14 protein-coding genes are annotated in these 17,060 nt (G+C 62.9%); 7 read left to right on the plus strand and 7 right to left on the minus strand.

Features of this window, described 5'->3' with window-relative positions; all coding sequences use genetic code 11:
• The first annotated feature begins 13 nt into the window (after positions 1–13).
• The 3 genes from ACEW8N_RS07685 (at position 14) to ACEW8N_RS07695 (ending at position 3,878) form a co-directional block, all read left to right on the plus strand.
• A complete protein-coding gene (locus tag ACEW8N_RS07685; protein ID WP_373499217.1) occupies positions 14–1,030 on the plus strand; it encodes a sigma-54 interaction domain-containing protein in 1,017 nt (338 codons plus the stop codon).
• A 275-nt stretch (positions 1,031–1,305) separates the two neighbouring features.
• Positions 1,306–1,845, plus strand: coding sequence for a hypothetical protein (locus tag ACEW8N_RS07690; protein ID WP_373499218.1), 540 nt, complete (start codon positions 1,306–1,308; stop codon positions 1,843–1,845).
• Positions 1,846–2,141: 296 nt separating this feature from the next.
• Complete coding sequence (locus ACEW8N_RS07695; RefSeq protein WP_373499219.1) at positions 2,142–3,878, plus strand: aldehyde ferredoxin oxidoreductase family protein; 1,737 nt, start codon at positions 2,142–2,144, stop codon at positions 3,876–3,878.
• Between the two features lie 109 nt (positions 3,879–3,987).
• Here the strand turns inward: ACEW8N_RS07695 and ACEW8N_RS07700 are convergent, their stop codons facing one another.
• From ACEW8N_RS07700 to ACEW8N_RS07710, 3 genes are read right to left on the minus strand one after another with little or no spacing between them, the layout of a single operon-like run.
• Positions 3,988–4,869, minus strand: coding sequence for a ThiF family adenylyltransferase (locus ACEW8N_RS07700; protein ID WP_373499220.1), 882 nt, complete (start codon positions 4,867–4,869; stop codon positions 3,988–3,990).
• Positions 4,869–5,102, minus strand: a complete 234-nt coding sequence (locus tag ACEW8N_RS07705) for a MoaD/ThiS family protein (RefSeq protein WP_373499221.1) — start codon at positions 5,100–5,102, stop codon at positions 4,869–4,871. The genes ACEW8N_RS07700 and ACEW8N_RS07705 overlap by 1 nt, the downstream gene beginning before the upstream one ends.
• Positions 5,103–5,111: 9 nt before the next feature.
• Complete coding sequence (locus tag ACEW8N_RS07710; protein ID WP_373499222.1) at positions 5,112–6,485, minus strand: sigma-54-dependent transcriptional regulator; 1,374 nt, start codon at positions 6,483–6,485, stop codon at positions 5,112–5,114.
• Between the two features lie 334 nt (positions 6,486–6,819).
• On the opposite strand from ACEW8N_RS07710, the gene ACEW8N_RS07715 reads away from it, so the two are divergent.
• Together ACEW8N_RS07715 and ACEW8N_RS07720 are read left to right on the plus strand one after the other, a co-directional pair.
• Entirely contained in the window at positions 6,820–8,079 is a 1,260-nt protein-coding gene (locus tag ACEW8N_RS07715; RefSeq protein ID WP_373499223.1) for an exonuclease SbcCD subunit D, read from the plus strand.
• Positions 8,076–11,618, plus strand: coding sequence for an AAA family ATPase (locus ACEW8N_RS07720; RefSeq protein ID WP_373499224.1), 3,543 nt, complete (start codon positions 8,076–8,078; stop codon positions 11,616–11,618). The genes ACEW8N_RS07715 and ACEW8N_RS07720 overlap by 4 nt, the downstream gene beginning before the upstream one ends.
• A gap of 36 nt (positions 11,619–11,654) precedes the next feature.
• On the opposite strand, the gene ACEW8N_RS07725 is transcribed toward ACEW8N_RS07720, so the two are convergent.
• Both ACEW8N_RS07725 and ACEW8N_RS07730 read right to left on the minus strand, forming a co-directional pair.
• The gene (locus ACEW8N_RS07725; RefSeq protein ID WP_373499225.1) at positions 11,655–12,905 is read right to left on the minus strand and encodes an IMP cyclohydrolase; all 1,251 of its coding nucleotides are present in this window, start codon (positions 12,903–12,905) and stop codon (positions 11,655–11,657) included.
• Positions 12,906–13,003: 98 nt separating this feature from the next.
• Positions 13,004–14,245, minus strand: a complete 1,242-nt coding sequence (locus tag ACEW8N_RS07730; RefSeq protein ID WP_373499226.1) for a response regulator — start codon at positions 14,243–14,245, stop codon at positions 13,004–13,006.
• Positions 14,246–14,601: 356 nt separating this feature from the next.
• On the opposite strand from ACEW8N_RS07730, the gene ACEW8N_RS07735 reads away from it, so the two are divergent.
• The gene (locus tag ACEW8N_RS07735; RefSeq protein WP_373499227.1) at positions 14,602–14,970 is read left to right on the plus strand and encodes a nucleotide pyrophosphohydrolase; all 369 of its coding nucleotides are present in this window, start codon (positions 14,602–14,604) and stop codon (positions 14,968–14,970) included.
• Positions 14,930–15,490 (plus strand): LEA type 2 family protein, encoded by a 561-nt coding sequence (locus tag ACEW8N_RS07740; protein ID WP_373499228.1) that lies wholly within the window; start codon positions 14,930–14,932, stop codon positions 15,488–15,490. The genes ACEW8N_RS07735 and ACEW8N_RS07740 overlap by 41 nt, the downstream gene beginning before the upstream one ends.
• A 76-nt stretch (positions 15,491–15,566) precedes the next feature.
• Here the strand turns inward: ACEW8N_RS07740 and ACEW8N_RS07745 are convergent, their stop codons facing one another.
• Entirely contained in the window at positions 15,567–15,743 is a 177-nt protein-coding gene (locus ACEW8N_RS07745; RefSeq protein WP_373499229.1) for a MarR family transcriptional regulator, read from the minus strand.
• A gap of 195 nt (positions 15,744–15,938) precedes the next feature.
• Entirely contained in the window at positions 15,939–17,057 is a 1,119-nt protein-coding gene (locus ACEW8N_RS07750; RefSeq protein WP_373499230.1) for a Coenzyme F420 hydrogenase/dehydrogenase, beta subunit C-terminal domain, read from the minus strand.
• Positions 17,058–17,060: the final 3 nt, after the last annotated feature.

Raw genomic sequence — 17,060 nt, forward strand, 5'->3', positions numbered from 1 at the left:
AGGTTGAATCCTCATGATGAATCTGGCTGTAAAAAATGACATCTCGGAAGCACCCTTTCCACGACTCCAGGACCGGTTTCAAGGCATCATCGGCCGGAGCCAGCCCATTCTGGACATTTTTCGGCTGGTGGAAAAGGTCGCCGACAGCGACAGCACCATTTTCATCAACGGTGAGAGCGGAACGGGAAAGGGCCTGATCGCCAGGGCAATCCACGACAATTCCAGCCGCCGGAACCGCCCCTTCGTCGCCGTCAACTGCAGCGCCATCCCGGAAAGCCTCATGGAGAGCGAGCTCTTCGGTCATGTCCGCGGCGCCTTCACCGGCGCCAATTCGGATCGAATCGGACGGTTTGAACAGGCCAATAAAGGGACCCTCTTCCTGGACGAGGTGGGCGACATGAGCCCGGACCTTCAGGTCAAGATCCTCAGGGCGATCGAGGAACGCGAGGTCGAGCCTCTGGGAGGGTGCAAGAAGATCAAGGTGGACGTCCGGATCATTACGGCGACCCATAAGGACATGCGGAAAGAGGTCGAAAGAGGAAATTTTCGCGAAGACCTCTATTACCGCCTGTATGTCATCCCGATTAAAATGCCCTCCCTGCGGGAGTGCCGGGAGGACATTCCGCTTCTCGTCGATCATTTTCTTGATCATTTCAACACCAGAAACAAACGCAGCGTGGCCGCTGTTTCCGAAAACGCCCTGGACGTTTTGAAATCCTATTCCTGGCCCGGCAATATCCGGGAACTGAAAAATATGATGGAACGCCTGGTGGTGCTCCAGGGGGAAGGTCGCATCACGCGGCGCAGCCTCCCCTGCGAACTCACCCAAAGCCGCATGCCCAGGATGCCCCATGACATCGATATCTCCGACGAAGGCATCTGCCTCCATACCGCCGTCACCGAATACGAAAAAGCGCTGATCCTCAAATCCCTTGAAAAGACCCAGTGGGTGAAAAAGCAGGCGGCAGACCTCCTGCAACTGAAAAGAACGACCCTCGTGGAGAAGATCAAGCGCTACAACCTGCACTAGCCCTCAGGGCATTCATGATGGCCCGGTTTGGATTCGTATTTGCTGAAATGCTGAAAAAGCCGTTCTATTATGACCCAATCGCTGTTTAAAAAAGGGTCAATCTGACCCTTTTTTCACGCTTTTGCGTTCCCCTCCGATCTTGCTCTTGACTTTCGTCCCCCGATCATCGACATCCATAAAGACGATTTTTTAAGGAATCATGTTTCTCCTTTTTCCGGCTCAGGGGTTTGGCTGTTGGGCTAAAACCGGCTGAGGCCGCAATTGCCGGAGGATGTATGACGGAATCATCCATACCCAGAATTCACGTGTCTCCGGACACGGCGACGGAACTCGCCCCCCTGTTTCAAAAAGGTATCCGGGTGTCAGTTGAGACGGGATGCACGATCAGATCCCTGCTGCAGGACCAATGGGCAATCCCCCCCGATTACATCACGGGAAGAATCAGCACGATGTTTCTCAACGGAAAGCCTTTGGATGACATGGACGAAGCCCGGGTCAGGGACGGCGACGTTCTGGCCCTTTCCTCGGCCATGCCGGGACTGGTGGGCGCGGTCATGCGGCGCGGAGGCTTTTATGCGAGTCTCCGGGGCGGCATCACCTACCACGAGGCGGCTGCGGAGGCGGGCGTCCTGAGAGGCACCATCACCGTCAAGCTCTTCAACCTGCTGATCCGGGAACTGGGCCCAGGCTTTCTCGCGCATGGCTTTCGTGCAAGCCGCCGCGACCTGCCCGACGGGGTTCTCCCCGCGGACGACAGCCCCCAAGCCCATAACGGAGATGTGTTCATCATCGCTCCTCCCCCCCCATCCGCCTGAGCGCCGGCCGCACCCCGCCGCGCCATCGTTGCGGCGGGGACGGCATTCGGCCCCACGCTGTTTTTCTTCCTGGCAGCTATTTTGCATAGATAATCTCCCAGCGGTGCTTTTCGATGCGGACCATCGGCCAGGTATTTGTATTGACATGGGGAAGTGATTTTAATATAATAATACCGATTAGTTATTTTATATCTGTATGTGTAACCCCACTTCTTCTATCGTTAAAAAACTTCCTGATCGCAGAATAATCAAACCTCAAATAACGAAAACAAACATTTCAAGGAGGCTGTGAAGTTATGGACAAAATATTACGTATCGACGTTGGCGCGGCAGGCGGGCCCAAGGCCACGGTGACCGATCTCGGCGCATACGCCGGCATGGGCGGCAGGGCGATGACCTCCATGGTCGTCAGCAGCGAAGTCCCCCCGGACTGCCACCCCTTAGGCCCTGAGAATAAACTCGTCATTGCCCCCGGACTGATGAGCGGTTCCGCCGCTTCGACCTCCGGACGGATCTCGGTCGGCTGCAAGAGCCCGCTGACCGGCGGCATCAAGGAATCCAACGCCGGCGGACAGGCCGGCCAGGTTATGGCAAGGCTGGGATATGCGGCCATCATCCTCGAAGGCGAAAACAAATCCGATGATCTCTACAAGATTTTCATCGACAAAGACAAGGTTGAGATCACCCCGGCCAACGAATTCAAGATGACGACCAACTACGATCTGGCCGACAAGATGAAAGCCCGGCATGGCGAGAAGGTGGCCATGATCTCCATCGGCCCCGCCGGCGAAATGAAGCTCTGCGCCGCTTCCATCGCCGTCACCGACCGGGAGTTCCGGCCGTCCCGCCACGCTGGCCGGGGCGGCGTCGGCGCGGTCATGGGCGCCAAGGGCATCAAGGTCATCATCCTGGACGACACCGGCTGCGGGATGAGAAAACCCAAGGATGCGGAGCGATTCAAGGCGGCCAACAAGCTTTTTGTGGAAGGCCTCAGAAAACACGCGGTGACGGGGGAAGGGCTTCCGGCCTACGGCACCAACGTTCTGACCAACGTCATCAACGAAGCAGGAGCGTATCCGACCTACAATTTCCAGAAGGGCCAATACGCCGACGCCTCCAAGATCAGCGGCGAGGCCCAGGCCGAGCTGGAGCAGAAACGCGGCGGGAACCCCACCCACGGCTGCCACGTGGGTTGCGCCATCCGGTGCTCCGGCATCTTTGTGGACAAGGACGGCAACTACATCACCAAACAGCCGGAATACGAGACGGTCTGGGCCCACGGCGGAAACTGCGGCATCTGTGACCTGGACGCCATCGCCAGGCTCGACTTCATGGACGACAATATCGGTCTCGATACCATCGATATGGGCGTGGCGATCGGCGTGGCCATGGAGGCCGGTCTGCTCAAGTTCGGTGACGCCGAAGGCGCCATCAAACTGCTGGAAGAGGTGGGCAAGGGCACGCCGATGGGGCGGATCATCGGCAACGGCGCAGCCTTCACGGCCAAGGCGTTCGGGATCGAGCGGGCGCCGGTGGTCAAGAACCAGGCCATGCCGGCCTACGATCCCCGCGCCGTCAAGGGCATCGGCGTGACCTACGCCACCACGCCCATGGGCGCGGACCATACCGCCGGATACGCCATCGCCACCAACATCCTCAAGGTCGGCGGCGACGTCGACCCCCTGGGCAAAGAAGGGCAGATCGAGCTGTCGCGGAACCTTCAAATCGCCACGGCCGCCCTGGACGCCACGGGCTACTGCCTGTTCATCGCCTTCGCCATCCTCGACCAGCAGGAGACCTTCGGCGCCATGGTGGACAGCATCAACGGCATGTATGACCTCAACATGACCGGCGACGACGTGGTGGCCCTGGGCAAGAAGATCCTGTCCATGGAGCGCGAATTCAACCGCAAGGCCGGCTTCACGAAGGAAGACGACCGCCTGCCGCGCTTCATGAAGCGAGAGGCCATCGGACCCCACAATGTCACCTTCGATATCGCGGATGAAGAACTCGACAAGGTCTTCAACTGGTAATTTTCGACAGGTCGCAGTCGTTCCCTGCGGGGGCGGGCAAACGCCCGCCCCCGCTCTTTTTCGCCCCGCCGCCGGGGCGTTGTCCGCGGAGGGTGATGGGCGCGGCCGCTTACGCCAGTTCCATGATCTCGAAGGTGTAATCCGAGAGGTCCATGACCAGCAGACGGTTTCTGAGGGTCTCAGGGCTCCCCAGAAGGAGCTTGACGACCTCGGCGCATTCCAGGGCCGAGAGAATGGTGATGGCGTGGGGGAGGCACCCCAGGGACCGCTCGACTCCTTTTTCGTCGACGGTCTCCCGATCGCCGTATACCAGGCAAAGCCCCTCGTCCTCCGGGAAAATGGTCGTCACATGGCCGGCAACGCCGGCAATGGCGGCTGAAACCAGGGGAACCCCCAGCGCCTTTGCCGCGGATTCCATAATAAATCGATACTTGAGGGTATCCAGGCAGTCCACCACCACGTCGGATCCCCGGATCAGCCCGGCCGCCGTATCCTGATCCAGAAAGACCCCATGGGCCGAGACCGCTACGGAAGGATTGACCTGGGCGATCCGCCGGCGGGCCGCCTCCGCCTTGGGCATCCCCAGCCCAGCCACCGTGCTGTAGAGCTGCCGGTTGAGATTGCTCTCGTCGAACCGGTCTCCGTCAACGAGGCGGAGGGTGCCGATGCCGTCCCTGGCCAGAATCTCGGTCACGGTCCCGCCGAGCCCGCCCAGGCCCACCACCGTCACCGTGGCCCCCAACAGCCTTGCCTGGTCCGCCGGGGAGAAGGTCTTCATGTTCCGGGTGTAGCGCTCGGGCCAGACCCGGATGTCGATGGCGGCCCGCTCCACCTCCCAGCCGGCTTTCTGGAATCTTCGGGCGATTTCAGCCACCGCGGATGTGCCAATGCCATCGTACGGCGTACCGTCGGGGAGAAAAGCCCCCCGGACCGCGCCCCGGATCGCCTGCGCCATCTCCTCCGGCGCGCCAGGCCCTGCGACCTCGCCCATCACCCGCCTCCCACCGGCGGGAAGATGCCCAGCCGGTCGCCGTCGCTCAGCACCGATGCCAGGAGCGCACGCTTGTTGTTCACGAAAATGAGCTTGGCCTCGCCTTCGCGGATGTCGAGTCTGGAGACGATGTCCTGGACGGTCGTCCCGGGGGCGATGGGATACCGGTCTGAATCCGGCGGCATCCGATTTGCCAGTGTGGCGAACAGTTTCAGGGATATGGTTGCATTCATCGGGCTACCTCAGTTGACGGAGGGCATCTCCTCACCCTCCATTTCATAGATCTTGAGTTTCCGATAGAGGGTTTTTCGGCCGATGCCGAGGATCTCCGAGGCCTTGGCCCGGTTCCCGCCCACATATCTCAAAACCCGCTGGATATGGTCTTTCTCCATTTCCATCAGGCTGAAAAAGGGCGTGTCCCTCGCGGGCGCATCCCGGGTCGCCTCCACCAGCTCCCGGGGCAGGCCCCGTTCCGTGATCCATCCGTCCTCGGCCAGGATGATCCCCCGCTCGATCACATTTTGGAGTTCGCGGATATTCCCGGGCCAGTCATAGGCCATGAGGCACTGCCTGGCCGGTTTCGACACCTGGCAGGGAAGGGGCCCCATGCTCAGTTTCCGCAGGAAATGTTCAATCAGGAGCGGGATATCCTCTTTTCGCTCCCGAAGCGGCGCCAGCTCGATATTGAAAACATTGATCCGGTGGTAGAGCGCCTGGCTGAAACGGCCGGCCTCCACCTCTTCGGTCAGGTTCCGGTTGGTGGCGAAGATAAACCGGATATCGACGCGTCGCTCATCCTGTCCCCCGACCCTGCGGAAGGTCTGGCTTTCCAGGACCCGCAGCAGGGAGGCCTGGACGTCCATGGGCAGTTCCCCGATCTCGTCGAGGAAGAGGGTCCCCTTGTGGGCCAGGGCCAGGAGGCCGTCCCGCGATTCGGCCGCGCCGGTGAATGCCCCCTTCCGATACCCGAAAAGCTCGCTCAGTATCAGCTCCTTCTGGAGGGTCCCGCAGTTTTTGGTGATCAGCGGGAATCCGGACCGCCGGCTCTGGTGGTGAATGTTCCGCGAGACGACGTTCTTGCCGGTGCCGCTTTCGCCGGTGATGAGCACCGGCACTTGCGTCGGGGCAACCTTGTCCGCCAGGTATCTCACGTGGGCCAGCGTCGGAGAGGTGCCGATGAGGGTATCGGTCGGGGCCTCCCCCTGCTTGTGGCGAAGCAGGCGGTTTTCCCGTTGAAGGCAGGCCCGCTGGTACGCCTTTTCGATGACCAGCTCCAGCCGATCCAGGTTGAAGGGCTTGGTGATATAGTCGTAGGCGCTTCGCTTCATCGCCTCCACCGCGCTGTCGATATCCCCGAACCCGGTGATGAGGATGATCTCCGCGCCCATGGAGGCCTTCCTGAACCGCTCCATCAGTTCAATGCCGTTGCCGTCGGGCAGTTGGATATCCAGGACAATGACATCGAACTGCCGCCTTCGGACAAGCATCAGGGCCTCTTTGGCGGTTCCCGCCGTTGCCACGCTTCTTTCCGCCGCCGACAGCTCCTTTTCAAACAGGCGCCGGATGGATTGTTCGTCGTCAACAACGAGAAGCTGTATGGGTTCCCTCGGGGGCATAATCGCTCGTCAACCTTTTGTATTATTCAGATTAAATATCGAGCCGACGGTCATTCCGCATCATATTGTCCCCCCTTGCTCAACGATGGGAGGATGCGGCATCTCCATGGCCGTCTTTCTATAATCTGCGACGGCTGCCGGATTTTTCAAGGAATGGCGCCACATTTATCATTCAGATTTCCATATCCGGGCGGAAGCCCGCCATAGCCATCCCCGCCCCGACATTATCCTTGATCCGGACGGGCCGATTGGGATAGGGTATGCCCGCCGCGGACCACCGCGTCCAAATGAATGCCCCGCGCGGGAAGCATCACGCCCCAAAAAGGAGCACGCCATGCCGACCATTATCCATACCGCAGACATCCATCTCGACAGCCCCCTCCGGAACCTTCCTGCCTACGAAGGCGCGCCGGTCGAGGCAATCCGCGGCGCGGCCCGAAAGGCCTTTGACGGCCTCATCGAGGAAGCCGTCAGCCGGCCGGCCGACCTGCTTTTGATCTCGGGCGATCTTTACGACGGGGACTGGCAGGACTACAACACGGGCCTCTATTTCGCCGCGCGGATGGCCCGCCTCAGGGAGGCTGGCATCCCCGTCTGCATCATCGCGGGCAACCACGACGCTGAAAGCCGGATGTCCCGGACCCTGAGGCTTCCCGACAATGTCCATATCCTCCCCGCCGACCGGCCCGGAACGGTCCTTCTGGAGAAGATCGGCGTCGCCGTCCACGGCCAGGGATTTTCCGCCCCGGCGGTCAAGAACAACCTTGCCGCGCGGTATCCCGACGCCCTGCCGGGGGTCGTCAACATCGGGATGCTCCATACCTGCGCCACGGGGCGGGAGGGCCACGAACCCTATGCCCCCTGCAGCCTGGATGATCTGCGCGCCAGGGGATACCAGTATTGGGCCCTGGGCCATGTCCACCAGCGGGAGGTCCTGTGCGAGAACCCCCCCGTCATTTTTCCGGGAAACATCCAGGGGCGCCATATCCGCGAAACCGGTCCCAAAGGCTGCATGATCGTCACCACGGCCGACGGATACGTCAGCGCCGCCTTGTTCCACCGGCTGGACCGCATCCGGTGGGAGCGCATCGACGTCGACGTGCGGGATGCCGCCGATGCCCATGACGCCGTGGGGGCGGCATGTGACGAGACCCTGCGCCTCCTGGAGGAAAACAGCGGGCTTCCCATGGCCGTCCGCATCGCCCTCTCCGGCCGGTCCGCCGTTCATGACCCGCTCTCGGCCGACCCGGAGCGATGGCTCAACCAGCTCCGTCTCGATCTCCTGGATGCCGGCGGCGGAGCCGTCTGGGTGGAATCCATGGAGATCCGCACCGCTTCGCCGGCGGACATGGAAATCATCGAAGACAGCCCCATCGGGGAGCTGCTGACGCTTGCCGACGGCATCGCCTCGGATCCCTCCCTCATGGCGGAGATGGACGGCGTCATGGCGGAGCTCTTCAAAAAGCTGCCCAAGGAGGTGCGGGACGCCCTGGCCGGCCCGGCGGATGATCCGCACGCCTGGCTTGCCGAGACGGCCCGGGGCGTCCGGCCCATGCTCCTCGGCCGGCTTCTTGGCCGGGGACGGCCCCGATGAGGATTCTCCGTCTCGACCTGATCGCCTTCGGCCCGTTCACGGATGCGACCCTCCGCTTTCGCGAGGAGACATCCGGGTTTCATCTGGTTTTCGGGCCCAACGAGGCCGGCAAGAGTTCGGCGCTCCGCGCCCTCCGCCAGATGCTCTTCGGCATTCCGGCCCGCACCGCCGACGATTTCATCCACCCCTACGGAAAACTGCGCATCGGCGCCCTCATAGAGGGGCGCGACGGCAGGCGATTGGAAATCATCCGGCGCAAGGGCCGGGTCCACACTCTCCGCGGTCCGGACGACATCGCCGTCGTTGAGGAGACACGCCTGCGGGGCTTGCTGGGGGGCGTGGACGAGGGCCTGTTCGCCACCCTGTTCGGCATCGACCACGCCGGCCTGGCCGACGGGGGGCGGGCCATCCTTCAGGGTACAGGGGATGCCGGCCAGATCCTCTTCGCCGCCGGCGCGGGCATCGCCGATTTTCGGAAGGTTCTGGGCGACCTCAAGACCGAAGCCGAAACCCTTTTCAAGCCGGGCGCCCAGAAGCCCGCCGTCAACGCCGGCCTCGCCGAACTCCAGAAGATCCGGAAGGCCCTCCGGGAGGCCCAGCTTCCCGGCCAGGCCTGGGTTCTCCACGACCAGGCCTTCCGTGAAGCCATGGAGCGCAAGGCCCGGATCGAGGCGGACCTGGAGCGGGAAACGCGGCAGCGGAATCGGTTGATGCGCATCCGGGACGCCCTTCCGGCCATAGCCCGTCACAGGGAGCTGTCGGACCACTATGAAACGGTCAAAACAGCCGTGCTGCTTCCCGTGGATTTCGGAGAACGGCATCTCTCGGCCGTCGAGGCCCTCCGCATCGCCGAAAGCCGCCAGTCCCGATCCCGGCAGCGGATCGAGGAGCTTCTTCGGGACCTGGAAGGGTTGACCGTCCCGGATGCCATGATCGACGCCGCCGAGGCCGTCGAAGCCCTGTTTCAGGAGGCCGGCAGCGTCCAGAAGGCGGCCTCGGACCGCCTGCGCCTCGAGGGGCTGCTTTCCAGCGCCCGCATCGAGGCCCGGGAGCGTCTCCGCGCCCTTGGCAGGGACATCCCCCTGGAGCAGGCCGATGCCCTCCGCGTCAGGAAGCCCGCCGTCATCCGCATTCAGGAGCTGACCGCCCGGTATGAGCGGCTTCAGGCCCGAAGGGCGGGCATCGATGAAGAGATCGGGAAGCTCGCCCTCCGAACGGAGCGGCTGAAAATCGACATGGCCGACCTTCCCGCCCCCGTCGACCAGACGGATCTCAAACTGGCCATATCCGAGGCGGCGGCCTCTGCAGATCTCGAATCCCGGGCGGAGGCCCTTCAGCGGGAGCTTCATGACGCGGAAACCGGGCTGAAGATCGCCCTGTCGCGGCTTCCCCTGTGGACGGGCCCGCCCGAGGCCCTCGAACGGCTGCCCCTCCCCTCGACGGAAACCGTGGACGCATTCGAACTGCGCCTCCGTTCGGTCGAAGACCGCCTGGCAAAGCATCGGGCCGAGGCGGCATCCCTGGCCGACCGCCTCGGGGAGATCGACGCGGAACTCCGCAGGCTCGCCCTCTCGGGCGGTGTCCCCACGGAGGCGGATCTCACCGACGCCAGGAGCCGAAGGGACCAGGCCTGGCGTGACCTCCGCAGGGCGTGGGAAACACACCGCCCCATCCACGGAGAGGCGGGGGCTGCCCGGGGTTTCGATGGATCCGTCGGCCGCGGGGCCGACCAATTTGAAGCCCTGGTCCGCGACGCCGACGACCTGTCGGACCGGCTTCGCCGGGAGGCCGAGCGGGTGGCCGCCAAGGCCTCCCTTCTCGCCGAACAGGAGCGACTTTTGGCCCGCAGCCGGCAGGCCGGGATCGCCGCCGAGGCTGTTGCGGCGGAATCCGCCGAAGCCCATGGCGCATGGATCGGCCTCTGGAAAGGCGCCGGAATCCATCCCCTCTCCCCGCGGGAGATGCGGGGATGGCTCCTCCGCCAGGCGGACCTGGCGAACCGGATCGCAGGCATCCGGGATCGCAGGGCTCAAACCAACGCGCTCCTCCGGCAGATCGGCCAATACCGGGAAGCCGTCGCCGCCCGCCTCGATCCCCCTGTCGCCGCAGGAGATCCCCCGCCGAGGCTGTCCCGCCTCCTGGCGCAGGCCAGGGCTGCCGTATCCCGGAATGAATCCGTCGAGGCCCGAAAAACCAAGCTGTCTGAAGACCTGAACCAGCGCATGGAGGAGCTCCGGGAAGCCCGCAAGCGCGAGGAACGAACGGCCGAGGACCAGGCCGCCTGGCGGCGCCAGTGGGAGGAGGCCGTCCGTCCCCTGGGGCTGGACGGCGGCGCATCCCCGGCCCAGGCCAACAGCATCCTGTCGGAGATGAATCTTCTTTTCGAAAAAATCCGGGACGCCGATATCCTGGCGGCGCGCATCCGCGGCATCGACCGGGATATGGCGGCATTTGCGGAAAAGGTCCGGGATGCCGCTGCATCTCAGGCGCCGGACCTGCTTGGCCTGACGCCGACGCAGGCGGTCCGGGAACTCCACACCCGGCTTGCCCACGCCCTCAGGATCAAGGCTGCCCGGGAAGGGACAGAAAGACAGCTCGCACAGGAGCGCGACGCCCTCCGGGAGGCTTCCGAACAGATCCAGCGGGCAACCTCCCATCTCGACATCCTCTGCCGGGAAGCCGGCTGCGACGGCATGGATGGACTCCGGGGCGCCGAGGCGAGGTCCGAGGCGCGGCGGCGCACCGAAGCCGACCTGGAGCGGACAGCGGCCCAGCTGCGGTCTCTCAGCGGGGGCCGGCCCCTCGGCGCGTTCATCGCGGACGCCTCGTCGGTGGACCCGGACACGTTGGACCTTCAACTCACCCGGATGACCGAGTCCCTGGCACGGCTGGATCAGGAAAAATCCGATCTGGATCAGGCCATCGGCGGGCATCGAACGGAACTCGCCAAGATGGACGGCGGACATCAGGCGGCGGACCTGGCCGAGCAGGGCCAGGCGCTCATCGCAGCCATCCGGGGGGACGCCCTGCGGTTTCTGCGCCTAAAACTGGCCGGGGCACTGCTCAACCGGGCCATGGAGCGGTATCGCGAAAAAAACCAGGGGCCCATCGTCCGGCGCGCCGCCACGCTCTTTTCGCGGATGACCCTGGGCTCTTTTGAGGGGCTGCGGCTCGAGGTGGACGAAACCAACACAGTGGTGATCGCGGGGGTCCGCCCCGGCGGCAGGGAGGCGGTCCACGTTTCCGGCATGAGCGACGGCACCGCCGATCAGCTCTATCTCGCCATCCGCCTGGCCAGCCTCGAGGCCTTCCTCAAAAACAACGCACCCCTCCCCTTCATCGTGGATGACATCCTCGTCCAGTTCGACGACCGCCGGGCCGGGGCCACCCTGGAGGCCCTCCTCGAACTCTCCCGGGAGACCCAGGTCATCTTCTTTACCCATCACCGCCATCTGGTGGAGCTGGCCCGGTCCCGCCTGGACGGCGGGATGGACATCCTTACCATAGAGCCCGGGGCCGGAGACCCCGCCGCCGGATGACGCCCCGTCGGCCCCTGGATGCCCCGGGATGCAAATTTAATGTTTGAAACTTCTCTGGCCGGTGTAGACCATGGTCACATCCGCCTCGTTGCAGGCCTCGATGACCTGGTGGTCGTTGGATGATCCGCCGGGCTGGACCACGGCCGTCACCCCTTCCCGGATGCCGACATCGATGCCGTCCCGGAACGGGAAAAAAGCGTCGCTGACCATGGCGGCCCCGATGAGCCCCCCTCTCTCGGCCGCGACCCGCCCATCAATCTCGGCCTTTTTGTCCGGTTCCCACAAATCATTGTAGGGAATGCCCCAGGCCTCGAAGCAATAGCGGTCGGCCAGCTTTCGATAGGCCTTGTCCCGCGCGATCTCGGCCACGCCGACGCGGTCCTGCTCTCCCGTGCCGATGCCCACGGTCGCGAGGCCCTTGACGTAAATCACGGAATTGGAGGTGATGCCCGACTCCACCAGCCAGCCGAAGAGCAGGTCTTCATACTCCCCGGGGGTCGGCGCCCGGCGGACCCGGTAGGTCTTCCCCTGGTGCTCGCACTCGGCAAGCTTGAAATCCGCAGGGGTCCTCGCCTCCGGAACAAACGACCACTGGACGATATGGCCGCCGTCGATCAGGCTCTTGAATTCCACGAACCGTTTGCCGATGAAGGTCTGGAGGCGGGCGATATTGCCGATGCGGATGACGCGGAGGTTCTTTCGCCGCCCCAGGATCGCAAGAACACCTTCCTCGAAATCGGGGGCGACCACGACCTCGGCATACTGGTCGGAGACCGCCTCGGCCGTGGCCCTGTCCACCGGCCGGTTGAGGGCGATGCAGCCGCCGAAGGCGGCCACCCGGTCGGCCATGTGGGCCCGGGCGTAGGCATCCGCCAGGGTGTCCGCCTGGGCCACGCCGCAGGGGTTGTTGTGCTTGACGATCACGGCGGAGGGCTTGCCGTCGAGATACCTGAGAATATTCAGGGCATTGTCCGCATCGGTCAGGTTGGTCTTGCCGGGGTGCTTCCCCGACTGGAGCAGTTCGATGTCGGAGGCCAGATACTGCCCCGGCAGGATGGTCCGGATTTCCCCCAGCATCAGGTTGCCGTTGACAAGGCGATAGAGCGCCGCTTCCTGGCCGGGGTTTTCGCCGTAGCGCAGCCCCTTCTGAACGCCGTCGATGGTCCACAGGACCTTCTCATAGAAGAGGGTTTGACGCCGGCCCCCCTCCACGAAACTGATCTCCATGTCGGGCGGGAAATGGTCCTCGATGATGGTCTGATACATTTTCTTGAGATTTTCTGCCATACATGTCTCCTTGCCTGGCGGCTTCGCTTCCGCCGGGGTGAAAGGCGCGTCACGCCCGGGCCTGAAATGCCCGTCGATGGGGCGGCGGGGGCAGCCCCTCATCGGACCGGGGGGGGCGCCGGATCCAGGGGAAGCCGGACGATGAATGTGGTTCCTTCACCCACCCGGGAGTCAAAGGTCAGGCGTCCGCCCAGCCTGTCGACGATAACCGACCGTGAAATGGCAAGCCCCTGACCGGTTCCCCGGCCCACTTCCTTGGTGGTGAAAAACGGGTCGAATATTTTCGGACGGATCATGTCGGGAATGCCGGTTCCGTTGTCCTGGACACGGACCTCGACATGGTTTTCCATTCTACGGGTGACGATGGAGATGATGCCGCGTTCGGCATCGGGATCCTTGTCGATCCGCTCTTCAATGGCATGGGCCGCATTGACGATCAGGTTCAGGACCACCTGGTTGAATTCGCCCTGAATGCAGGGGACCAGCGGCAGATCCGGCTCGAGATCCAGCCGGATATCCGCCACGCGGGTCCATTGATTCTGGGTGACCCGTATCGTGTTGGAGACGGCCTCGTTGATGTTCATGGGGGCGATCTGGCGGTTGCCGGGATGGGTGAACTCCCTCATGGACCGGACAATCTCCGTGACGTGCGCCACCCCTTCGATAGACTCCCGGACGGCGCGCGGGATTTCCTCCAGGATGTAGGCAAGGTCGATCTCGTTTTCGATATCCCTGACCTCCCGGAAGAGGGGCTGGACGGCGCCGATCCCGGCAATTCGGCTTTCCAGGCTTCCGTAAGCCTTCAGCAGGTTCACAATCCCCGCAAAGGATTCCTGGAGGAACAGGGTGTTATACTGCAGGTACTGCATGGGGGTATTGATTTCGTGGGCGATTCCCGCCGACAAGGTCCCCAGAGAGGCCAGCTTTTCAGAATGGAGGAGCTGGGAGGTCGTCGATTTCAGGTCGTCTTCGAGCTTGAGGACGCGCTGCCCCGAGCGGATCCGGGCCTTCAGCTCATAGGGGTCGTAGGGTTTGGTCATATAGTCGTCCGCGCCCGCGTTCAGCCCCTCCACGATGTCCGACTTCTGATCGTTGCTGGTCAGCAGAATAACATAGACGTATTCAGGCAGCTTCTCCTCCCGAATCTTCCGGCAGAGGGTCAGGCCGTCGATCTTGGGCATCATCCAGTCCAGGATGGCCAGCCTGGCCTCGTTGTTTCGAATGGCCTCCCATGCCTTCAGGCCGTTCTCGCACGAAATGACCTGGTGCCCCAGCTTCTCGAGCATCTTGTGAAGTATCCGGCGCGCAACAAAATCATCCTCCGCAATCAGTATGTTCATCCCCCGGGACGTCTCCATTTCAATTCGTGGTGGAAAGCATCATCGATTGAACGCCGCGTCCAACCGCATCAAACGACTTTCAATTTTCTAACAGACGGCCTCATTCCGGTCAAGTCGCGGATCTCCTTTCCGATATTTTTCTTCCGCCCAGGGCCTGAAGGTCGCGCCGAGCCGGCAATGCCCCAGGCCCCCCCCTTTACGATGCCTGAAATCCGAACCCGACGCGGCGCACGGCTTTTCCTTTTAGAAAAACTGTGCTATCCGTAGGGTCGCAGGGGCCGCCCTGCCTGCTTTCTTTTCGGCGATGATTCAGATACCGACCGGGTGCGCCCGATCAAGATGACGGATGGGGATACATGACGGCGACAAGCATCGATGCCTACCAGGCCATGGTGGATGACTGGGTTCGGACCTTCGGGGTCCGCTACTTCTCCGAGCTGACCAACCTCGCCCAACTGGTCGAAGAGGTCGGCGAGGTCGCCCGGATCATGTCCCGCGTATTCGGGGACCAGAGCTTCAAAGGCGCCTGCGGGGAAACGCCGCATGCTCCGATGGAAACCCATATGGACGGCCTCGCGGATGAACTTGCGGATGTGATGTTCGTGCTCGTCTGCATCGCCAACCAGACCGGCATCAACCTCACGGATGCCCTTCAAAAAAACCTCGAAAAGAAAACCCGACGCGATGCAAACCGACACCGGAACAACCCGAAGCTCCAAGGCTGAAACGAAAAGCAGCCCTCACGCCAGGCTGTGGACGCACCTTCGCTCGTGGTTTCTGGGCGGGGTGGTCATCCTTGCCGCCGCCGGCATCCTGGGCGGGTGCGCCGCCCTGGGCAAACGGCTTGAGACGCCGCGCATTTCCCTCAGCCGGATCGAGGTGGAGAGCGCGACCTTTTTCGAGATGGTCATGGGCGTGACCCTTCGCATCTTCAACACCAACGATGTGCCGCTGACCCTGAAGGGCGCGGACGTCAGCCTCGAGGTCAACGGGAAGGCCTTTGCCCGGGGCGTCTCACCGATCGAGACGACCCTGCCCGCCTACGGCACCACCCTTGTCCCCATGACCCTCTATTCCTCGACGATGGACATGGTCGAGGGGTTCGTAAAAATGAAAAACCGGGACGCCCTCAAATACCGCGTTTACGGCAGCGTCCGCATCGAGGGTGGATTCCTTCTCCCGTCCTCCCTTCCCTTCTCGTCGGAGGGCGAGCTGTCCCTGGACGAACTCCAGCCGGAGAAATAACCGGCATCTCATCCCGAAGGATCCCCCGGGCGGCCGCACCGCCGGGGGTTCGACCCATCGGACCGCTGGTGTCCTGCTACTCCTCCGCGGGGGCGTAGTAGCACCGTTTGGGGGAGATCACCCTGCCCTGCTTCTTCAGTTTGGCAATCACCTTGGAGACCTCCGCGCCGTCCATGCCGACGGCCTCCGCAATGTCGCCCGGCCTCACCGGCTTCCCCGCTTTTTTGATGGCCTCCAGTATCTTATCTTCCATGGTTCCGCTCCTTCCGACCGTTCATCCACACCGCATTCCACGGAGATTCGGAAAGCCCCCGGCACCCTGCTCATCCAGCGCCCATGTTCCCAATCCCCATGATGTCGGGGCGTCATCCGCCAAAAAAAGGGTTGCGGCCCCCGAGACGTCGGGAAAGGCCGCAACCTAGAAAAGGGACGGCGCCGGCTATCCGACTCAGCCCCGCCCGCCTCGCTGCGAGCGGACAAGGGAGTCGTGCATCCGCTTGGAGTAGGCTTTTTTCTTCATCGATTTGTCCCGGATCCGGTCCCGGATTTCCGTGGTCATCTCGGGTCGATTGGAGACATCATAGAGCTCCAGGGTGTTGCCCCTGGCATCGGCCATGATGGCGCGCCCGATGGGCGAGCGGGTGATCACGGTGGTCCACCCCTCCTCCGCGCCGATGCCGCCGAAGGAGACGTCGGCATACTCGGAGGCATAGTCCGGGCAGAAACGGCAGGCGTAGCGCTTCATAAAATCGATGCCCTCCAGGGGAACCGTTTTGAGGCGGCCCGAGGTCAGATGGATCATCAGCTCGTCCTTGATGTTGATCTTCCGGACATCGGACCAGGCGATCCCCGCAATCTCCTCCAGTTTCTTCCGCTCCTCCTCGTCGAAGATGTAATTGCCCGAGCAGAAGAGACCCAGGGTGATCTTGATGCTGTCGGACGGAACGATGCTCATGGCCTCCATCTTCCGGAGGGTCTTGATCTGGCAGGGGGTTCCCACCAGGGCGACCCGCCGGAGCCCTTTCTGCATCATGGGCCGGAATTCCTGGACCGACGGGGAATAGGTGGAATAGTCATGCCCGAAATGCTTGACCCCGTGGGAGCTGTCGAAATAGAACCCCGCCGAATCGATGATCTCCTGGCGTGTCGTCGCCAGCATGGGATCCCGCTCGAAAGGCCCGGTCTGTCGGGTCACGATGGCGCCGTCGATGTGCCCCCGGTCGAACAGGTGGACCAGAAGGGCCGTCACCACGCCGCCGTCCGTGGCCTTGGCGCGGATTGTCGGGTCAAGGGCCCGCGCCGTCATGGTTTCGATGATATGGCCCATGGGCGGCGTCCAGCCGGACACCTTTTTCGTCTCCTCCTGGTATTCATCGATTTCCGGGCAGATGGAATAGCACAGGCCGCATTCGATGCACTTTTCACGGTCCGCGTACTGGGGGGAGCCGTCGTCTCCGAGCTTCAGGGCGCCATAGTTGATCGAAGTACAGAAGGTCACGCATCCGCCGCACCGGTGGCACAGGCCGGGCTCTTGAACTTCGTCTATCAGGTCGTTAAAGGTCTTCATGGT

Source organism: Desulfococcus sp., assembly GCF_041737845.1.
Taxonomy (GTDB): domain Bacteria; phylum Desulfobacterota; class Desulfobacteria; order Desulfobacterales; family Desulfococcaceae; genus Desulfococcus.

What these genes read in the sequence shown, in the direction of transcription:
- ACEW8N_RS07685 (WP_373499217.1), top strand. Translation starts at nt 14, where the DNA reads ATGATGAATCTGGCTGTAAAAAATGACATCTCGGAAGCACCCTTTCCA.
- ACEW8N_RS07690 (WP_373499218.1), top strand. Translation starts at nt 1,306, where the DNA reads ATGACGGAATCATCCATACCCAGAATTCACGTGTCTCCGGACACGGCG.
- ACEW8N_RS07695 (WP_373499219.1), top strand. Translation starts at nt 2,142, where the DNA reads ATGGACAAAATATTACGTATCGACGTTGGCGCGGCAGGCGGGCCCAAG.
- ACEW8N_RS07700 (WP_373499220.1), bottom strand. Translation starts at nt 4,869, where the DNA reads ATGGGCGAGGTCGCAGGGCCTGGCGCGCCGGAGGAGATGGCGCAGGCG.
- ACEW8N_RS07705 (WP_373499221.1), bottom strand. Translation starts at nt 5,102, where the DNA reads ATGAATGCAACCATATCCCTGAAACTGTTCGCCACACTGGCAAATCGG.
- ACEW8N_RS07710 (WP_373499222.1), bottom strand. Translation starts at nt 6,485, where the DNA reads ATGCCCCCGAGGGAACCCATACAGCTTCTCGTTGTTGACGACGAACAA.
- ACEW8N_RS07715 (WP_373499223.1), top strand. Translation starts at nt 6,820, where the DNA reads ATGCCGACCATTATCCATACCGCAGACATCCATCTCGACAGCCCCCTC.
- ACEW8N_RS07720 (WP_373499224.1), top strand. Translation starts at nt 8,076, where the DNA reads ATGAGGATTCTCCGTCTCGACCTGATCGCCTTCGGCCCGTTCACGGAT.
- ACEW8N_RS07725 (WP_373499225.1), bottom strand. Translation starts at nt 12,905, where the DNA reads ATGGCAGAAAATCTCAAGAAAATGTATCAGACCATCATCGAGGACCAT.
- ACEW8N_RS07730 (WP_373499226.1), bottom strand. Translation starts at nt 14,245, where the DNA reads ATGAACATACTGATTGCGGAGGATGATTTTGTTGCGCGCCGGATACTT.
- ACEW8N_RS07735 (WP_373499227.1), top strand. Translation starts at nt 14,602, where the DNA reads ATGACGGCGACAAGCATCGATGCCTACCAGGCCATGGTGGATGACTGG.
- ACEW8N_RS07740 (WP_373499228.1), top strand. Translation starts at nt 14,930, where the DNA reads ATGCAAACCGACACCGGAACAACCCGAAGCTCCAAGGCTGAAACGAAA.
- ACEW8N_RS07745 (WP_373499229.1), bottom strand. Translation starts at nt 15,743, where the DNA reads ATGGAAGATAAGATACTGGAGGCCATCAAAAAAGCGGGGAAGCCGGTG.
- ACEW8N_RS07750 (WP_373499230.1), bottom strand. Translation starts at nt 17,057, where the DNA reads ATGAAGACCTTTAACGACCTGATAGACGAAGTTCAAGAGCCCGGCCTG.